The following is a 768-nucleotide window of genomic DNA, read 5'->3' on the forward strand; positions in this document are numbered from 1 at the left end:
AATCTGATAATTTACCTTTCTGATAATATTCTTTGTTAAAGGTATGGATGACGATTTGATGCGAATAGACCTCTATATACAAAATATCTACAGTAAGAAGTTCTTTCTCGATATCGTTGTCAACAACTTTAATGTATTTCTTATTTCTGTAATACTCCTGAATCGTATCGCTGAGCTGTTTTAAATAAATAGGTTCAGGTTGGTTTTTTAATATATATCTAAATGCATTGACCTCATAGCCCTGATAAACGAATTTGTCATAACTTGTCATAAAAATAAGGATCACATTTTTATCAAGTTGTCTTATAAACTCTGCCGTCTGTAAACCATTTAGATCTTTCATCTCAATATCAAGAATGAGCAGATCATATTTATCATTTGAAAACTCTGCAATAAATTCTTCTCCACTTTCAAACTCTGAAAATTCAAATTCATTTTCGTGCGTTTGAAATGATTTTATATCTTTTTTTATCTTTTCTATGTAAGATTTTTCATCATCACAAATAGCGATTCTCATAAAAACACCCCTAATTATATTTTAGCACAAAATTCTAACTTTTTCAATATTAATCGTAATTTTAACAAAAAAACAAATATGACTTCCTTCTGGGTTAAAAAATTACGACTTATAAAAAATCTTATTCGCAAAGGTGCAGATTTTGCGAAAGAAAAACAGCTGATCTATGCATTCACAAGCACAGATCAGCTGTTTTTCTTTATTGTATATCCATATGATTTTCTTCTTTCTCTCCCAACTCCATTTTCTTT

At 28.9% G+C, this 768-nt stretch carries 1 protein-coding gene; it reads right to left on the reverse strand.

Annotated elements, in window-relative coordinates; all coding sequences use genetic code 11:
* Nucleotides 1-517: LytR/AlgR family response regulator transcription factor (locus LI114_RS13670; protein WP_227221126.1), on the reverse strand; the 517-nt coding region annotated here is incomplete at its 3' end.
* Nucleotides 518-768 lie beyond the last annotated feature (251 nt).

The sequence above is a fragment of the Ruminococcus sp. 210702-SL.1.03 genome, from assembly GCF_020559915.1.
In the GTDB taxonomy this organism is placed as follows: Bacteria; Bacillota; Clostridia; order Oscillospirales; family Ruminococcaceae; genus YE71.